The following is a 5,064-nucleotide window of genomic DNA, read 5'->3' as shown; positions in this document are numbered from 1 at the left end:
GGGGGCGAGGGTTCCCTTACCCTGTCATCCTGAGTGACGCGCCACCCCGATCTCACCCATCCACCAACCCGTGGCGCGGAGCGAAGGATCTACTGCGCGTGGCAAGAGGCCGGCGGAGCACACCGACCCATTGCCGCGCTGGCTGGATCCTGCGGCCGCCGCAAGGAGTACCGATCGCGGCGCAGATCTCGTAGGCGGCTCTCTCAGGATGACAAAAGGGGGCGAGGGTTCCCTTACCCTGTCATCCTGAGCGACGCGCCACCCCGATCTCACCCATCCACCAACCTGTGGCGCGGAGCGAAGGATCTACTGCGTGTGGCAGGAGGCCGGCGGAGCAGACCGACCCCTTGCCGCGCTGGCTGGATCATGCGGCCGCCGCTAAACTTCGGCGGGCCAGCGCACTCACGCACTAACGCACTCACGCACTTCCCCGCCGAACCTCCCCCCACGCCTACATGCCCCTGATCTCCGTACAGGACCTCACCCACCGCTATCCTGGCGGCGTGACCGCGCTGGACGGGCTCTCGCTGGAGCTGGAGCCCGGGATCATCGGGTTCGTGGGCGCCAACGGGGCCGGAAAGAGCACCTTCATCAAGATCTTGCTGGGGCTGCTGACGCCCACGCAGGGCACCGTGCGCGTGCTGGACCGCGACGCCGTCGCGGAGAGCCTGGCCGTGCGCCAGCTCGTGGGGTACATGCCGGAGCACGACTGCCTTCCGCCCCAGCTCACGGCGACCGAGCTGGTGTCGCACATGGGGCGGCTGGCGGGGCTGCCGCGCGCCGCCGCACGCGAGCGGACGGCCGAGATGCTTCGGCACGTGGGGCTGTACGAGGAGCGCTACCGGCCCGTCAGCGGCTACAGCACCGGGATGAAGCAGCGGGTGAAGCTGGCGCAGGCGCTGGTGCACGACCCCCGGCTCCTCCTGCTGGACGAGCCCACCAACGGCCTCGACCCCGCCGGGCGCGACGAGATGCTGGAGCTGATCGAGCGCACCGGCAACGAGTTCGGCATCGCGGTGCTCGTCTGCTCGCACCTGCTGGGGGAGATCGAGCAGGTGTGCGACTTCCTGGTGGCCATCGACGGGGGGCGGCTGCTGAGCGCGGCGCCGCTCGGCTCCTTCACCGGCGAGGAAGGGGTGCTCGCGGTGGAGGTGGACGAGGGGACCGACGAGCTGCTCGCCCGCCTCACCGCCGCCGGGGTGGAGGCGCACGCGGAGGGACCGCTCCTCCTGCTTCCCCTGCGCGGCGACGGGCCGTACGACGCGGTGCGCGACGCCGCCGCCGACCTGGGGCTGGCGCTGGTGAGGATGGAGCCTCGCCGCCACTCGCTGCAGGAGCTCTTCCGCACCCCGGCCCACGGAGACGCGCATGCGCGCCGCTGAAGCAGGCGTCATCTACGACATCGGGTACCAGCGCTACGAGGGGGCGCGGCTGGGGCGCGGATACGCGTTCCGCACCCTCCTGGTCCACTCGCTGCGCCAGGCGTGGGGGCTGGGTCGCGGCGGAAAGGCGCTCATCATCCCGTTCCTGCTGCTCTTCCTCATCTGCATGCCCGCGGTCGTCCAGGTGCTGGTGGGAATCGTTTCGCAGGGGGAGGGGAAGCTGCTGGAGTACTCGTCGTACTTCCGCTACGTGCAGCCGCTGGTGCTGCTCTTCTGCGCGGCGCAGGCGCCGGAGCTGGTGAGCACGGACCAGCATCACCGCGTGCTGCCGCTGTATTTTTCGCGTCCGCTGCGCCGCCACGACTACGCCGGCGCAAAGCTCCTGGCGATGGTCGCCACCGTGTGGATGCTGGTGCTGGCACCGATGGTCCTGCTCTTCATCGGCCGGCTGGCCGCGGCGAACGACGTGGGGGCCGTGCTGCGCGCCGAGCGGGGCTCCGCCCTTCCCGTGCTCGCATCCACGCTGGCCATCGCGGCGGTGATGGGCTCGCTTTCGGTGGCGGTGGCGTCGTTCACGGCCCGGCGCGCGCTGGGGACCGCGGCCATCTTCGGAACGATGTTCCTGACGACCGTCGTCTCCGCCGTGGTGCAGAAGAACAGCGCCACGGGATCGCCCGGGTACGGCACGCTGATGAGCCCCCTGCTCGTGCTGGCGGGGCTGATGCGCTGGCTCTTCGACGTCCCGGCGGCCGGCCCGGGCGGCGGTCCTGTTCCGCCGAACCCGGTGAGCGGGCCGGGCTACGCGGGGATGGCGGTGGCGTTCGTGGTGCTGGCGTCGCTCGCGATCTTCGCGCGCTACTCGCGGGTGCGCACGTGAGCGCCGCGTTCACCCCCGCGGCCGCCACGCCCGCGCTGGAGCTGCGCGCCGCGTCGCGCTGGTACGGCAACGTGGTGGCCATCAACGACGTCTCCTTTTCGCTCGCGGCGGGGATCACGGGGTTGCTGGGGCCCAACGGCGCCGGCAAGTCCACCCTGCTGCACATGATGGCCGGCTTCCTGGCTCCATCCGCCGGGAGCGTGCTGGTGGAGGGGCGGCCCGCGTGGCGCAACCCGGAGGCGTACCGCGCCCTGGGGCTGGTGCCCGAGCGGGAAGCTGTGCAGCCTTTTCTAACCGCCCGCGAGTTCGTGCGCTTCAACGCGGTGATGCAGGGCGTCGCGGACCCCGCCGGCGCCACCGAGCGTGCCCTGGACGAGGTGGACCTGCGCGGGGCTGCGGACCGGAAGATCGGCACCTTTTCCAAGGGGATGCGGCAGCGCGCCAAGGTGGCCGGCGCGCTGGTGCACGACCCGCGCATCCTGCTGCTGGACGAGCCGTTCAACGGGATGGACCCCGGCCAGCGGCTGCACATGATGGAGCTCCTGCGCGCCCAGGCGGACGCGGGGCGCACGGTGCTGATCTCGTCGCACATCCTGGAGGAGCTGGACCGGCTGGCGGACAGCGTGCTCGTGCTGGTGGCGGGGCGGCTGGCGGCATCAGGGCACTTCCGCGAGATCCGGCGGCTGATGACGGACCGCCCGCACACCTTCGTCCTGCGCTCCAGCGACGACCGCCGCCTGGCCGCCGCCCTCTTCGCGGACCCCTCCGTCGCGGGCGCTGAGCTGTCGGACGCGGGGCTGACCGTGCGCACCGAGGACCGCAGCGCCTTTGCGCACGCGCTGCCCAAAGTCGCGCGCTCCATGGGCGTCACGCTGCGCGAGGTGCGCCCCTCCGACGAATCGCTCGAGAGCGTCTTCTCCTACCTGGTGCAACGATGATCCTGGCCGTGGAGCGCGCGCTCGCATCCGTGACCGCGCGGCAGATCCTGGCGCGGCGCCGTGCGCTGGCGCTTGCCGCATTCGGGCTCCTGCCCGTGGGCATCGCCGCCATCCTCCGCCGCACCGGCGACGCCGCCATGACCAACGCCCTCGAGCTGGAGACGATGATCATCCTCCCGGTCATCCTGCCGATCGTGGCGCTGGTGATCGGCACCGGCGTCTTCGGCGCGGAGATCGACGACGGGACGGCACTGTACGTCCTCTCCAAGCCGGTGGCGCGCTGGCGCATCGTGCTGACGCGCGTGTTGGTCGCCGCCGCCGTGACCGCGCTGCTGACGGTGCCCGCGGCGCTGCTGGTGGTTCCCGTGGCCGGCGCCGCGAAAAAGTGGAGCGTGGGGGTGGCCTTCGCCGTGGCGGTGGCGGTGGGGGCGCTGCTGTACTCGGCCGTCTTCGTGGCGCTGAGCCTGGTGACGCGGCGGGCGCTGGTGGCGGGGCTGGTGTACGTCGTCGTCTGGGAGGGGATCATCGCGGCGCAGGCGCCCGGCGCGCGCTACCTCAGCATCATCCAGTTCGTCCTCACCCTCGCGAACCGGCTCGCCGGGCTCCCCGCGAACGTCATCAAGGCCAGCGTCACCCCCACCGCCGCCGCCGTGATGTCCGTGCTGTTCGCCGTGGGCGCGGTGCTCTTCGCCATCCGCCGTCTGCGCGCATTCGAGGTGGGCGAAGCGGGGTAAACCACAACAGCAACAGCATGGCTCACGCGGAGGCGCGGAGACGCAGAGAGAACTCCGCCCCTCTTCCGCGTCTCCGCGCCTCCGCGTGAGATTGCAGTTTGCCCAATGCCCTCTTCTGCGCTAATCTCCAGAATATGAACGCACTCCCCGGTAACATGATGCAACGATCACGAACCCTCATCGCCGGTGCCCTGATGGCATCCGCCGCCACCTTTGGCGCGTGCGGCGACGACTCCAACGCCGCCACCGAGACCGGCGCACCGGTGCAGCCGGTCAAGATCGTCCGCAGCTATCCGCACGACCCCAGGGCGTTCACGCAGGGGCTCGTCTTCCGCAACGGCGAGCTGCTGGAGAGCACCGGCCGCTTCGGCGAGTCGTCGCTGCGGCGCGTGAAGCTCGAGACGGGCGAGGTGCTGCAGCGCGTCGACATCCCCCGCGAGTACTTCGCCGAGGGGCTGGCCGTGATCGGCAACCGCGCCTTCCAGCTCACCTGGCAGAACAACACCGGCTTCATCTACGACCTCACCACCTTCCAGCGGACCGGCACCTTCCGGTACGAAGGGGAAGGCTGGGGCTTGGCCACCGACGGCACCTCGCTGATCCTGAGCGACGGATCGTCGGCGTTGCGCTTCATCGACCCGAACAGCTTTCAGGTGTCGAAGACGCTGGAGGTGAAGAACGGGACGGAGTACGTGGACCAGCTCAACGAGCTGGAGTGGGTGCGCGGCGAGATCTGGGCGAACGTGTGGCACAAGGACTGGATCGCCCGCATCGATCCGCGCGACGGGCACGTGATCGGGTGGCTGGACGTGGGCGACCTCCTTCCCGAAGCCACCGCCGCCGACCCCGAGGCCGTGCCTAACGGGATCGCGTTCGACGAGGCGACGGGGCGGCTCTTCGTGACGGGGAAGCTGTGGTCGCGGGTCTTCGAGGTGTCCGCGCAGGAGCTGAAGGCGGCGACGACGCCGTAGCTTGAAACCCGCGCGGCGGGCGCCGCGTAGGGACCGTCACGAGCGACGCGCCCCCCTGACCGCGGCATCCCCATGTTCCTGCTACGCCTCATCCTGAACACGGTGGTCCTGGGCTTCATCACCAAGGCCCTGGGACGCTTCTTCCCCATCCTGCTCCGCTTC

Annotated in this window: 5 protein-coding genes; all 5 read left to right on the top strand. The window is 70.6% G+C overall.

The features are described 5' to 3' along the window. Positions 1-455: 455 nt before the first annotated feature. The 5 genes from VF647_12145 (at position 456) to VF647_12125 (ending at position 4,902) form a co-directional block, all read left to right on the top strand. Positions 456-1,382, top strand: a complete 927-nt coding sequence (locus VF647_12145) for an ABC transporter ATP-binding protein (protein HEX8452843.1) — start codon at positions 456-458, stop codon at positions 1,380-1,382. Then, positions 1,369-2,259 carry a hypothetical protein gene (locus tag VF647_12140; protein HEX8452842.1) on the top strand — a complete coding sequence of 297 codons (891 nt, stop codon included), beginning with the start codon at positions 1,369-1,371 and terminating at the stop codon, positions 2,257-2,259. Before VF647_12145 ends, VF647_12140 begins: the two co-directional genes overlap by 14 nt. Next, positions 2,256-3,197, top strand: coding sequence for an ABC transporter ATP-binding protein (locus tag VF647_12135; GenBank protein ID HEX8452841.1), 942 nt, complete (start codon positions 2,256-2,258; stop codon positions 3,195-3,197). The genes VF647_12140 and VF647_12135 overlap by 4 nt, the downstream gene beginning before the upstream one ends. Beyond that, a complete protein-coding gene (locus VF647_12130) occupies positions 3,194-3,931 on the top strand; it encodes an ABC transporter permease subunit (protein ID HEX8452840.1) in 738 nt (245 codons plus the stop codon). The genes VF647_12135 and VF647_12130 overlap by 4 nt, the downstream gene beginning before the upstream one ends. A gap of 158 nt (positions 3,932-4,089) precedes the next feature. Further along, complete coding sequence (locus VF647_12125) at positions 4,090-4,902, top strand: glutaminyl-peptide cyclotransferase (protein ID HEX8452839.1); 813 nt, start codon at positions 4,090-4,092, stop codon at positions 4,900-4,902. Positions 4,903-5,064 lie beyond the last annotated feature (162 nt).

The sequence above is a fragment of the Longimicrobium sp. genome (assembly GCA_036387335.1).
Taxonomy (GTDB): domain Bacteria; phylum Gemmatimonadota; class Gemmatimonadetes; order Longimicrobiales; family Longimicrobiaceae; genus Longimicrobium.
The sequence above is the reverse complement of the archived record's forward strand: the minus strand, read 5'-3'. Positions and strand labels throughout refer to the sequence as shown.

Coding starts and splice junctions, on each gene's coding strand:
- VF647_12145 (HEX8452843.1), top strand. CDS start 456: ATGCCCCTGATCTCCGTACAGGACCTCACCCACCGCTATCCTGGCGGC.
- VF647_12140 (HEX8452842.1), top strand. CDS start 1,369: ATGCGCGCCGCTGAAGCAGGCGTCATCTACGACATCGGGTACCAGCGC.
- VF647_12130 (HEX8452840.1), top strand. CDS start 3,194: ATGATCCTGGCCGTGGAGCGCGCGCTCGCATCCGTGACCGCGCGGCAG.
- VF647_12125 (HEX8452839.1), top strand. CDS start 4,090: ATGCAACGATCACGAACCCTCATCGCCGGTGCCCTGATGGCATCCGCC.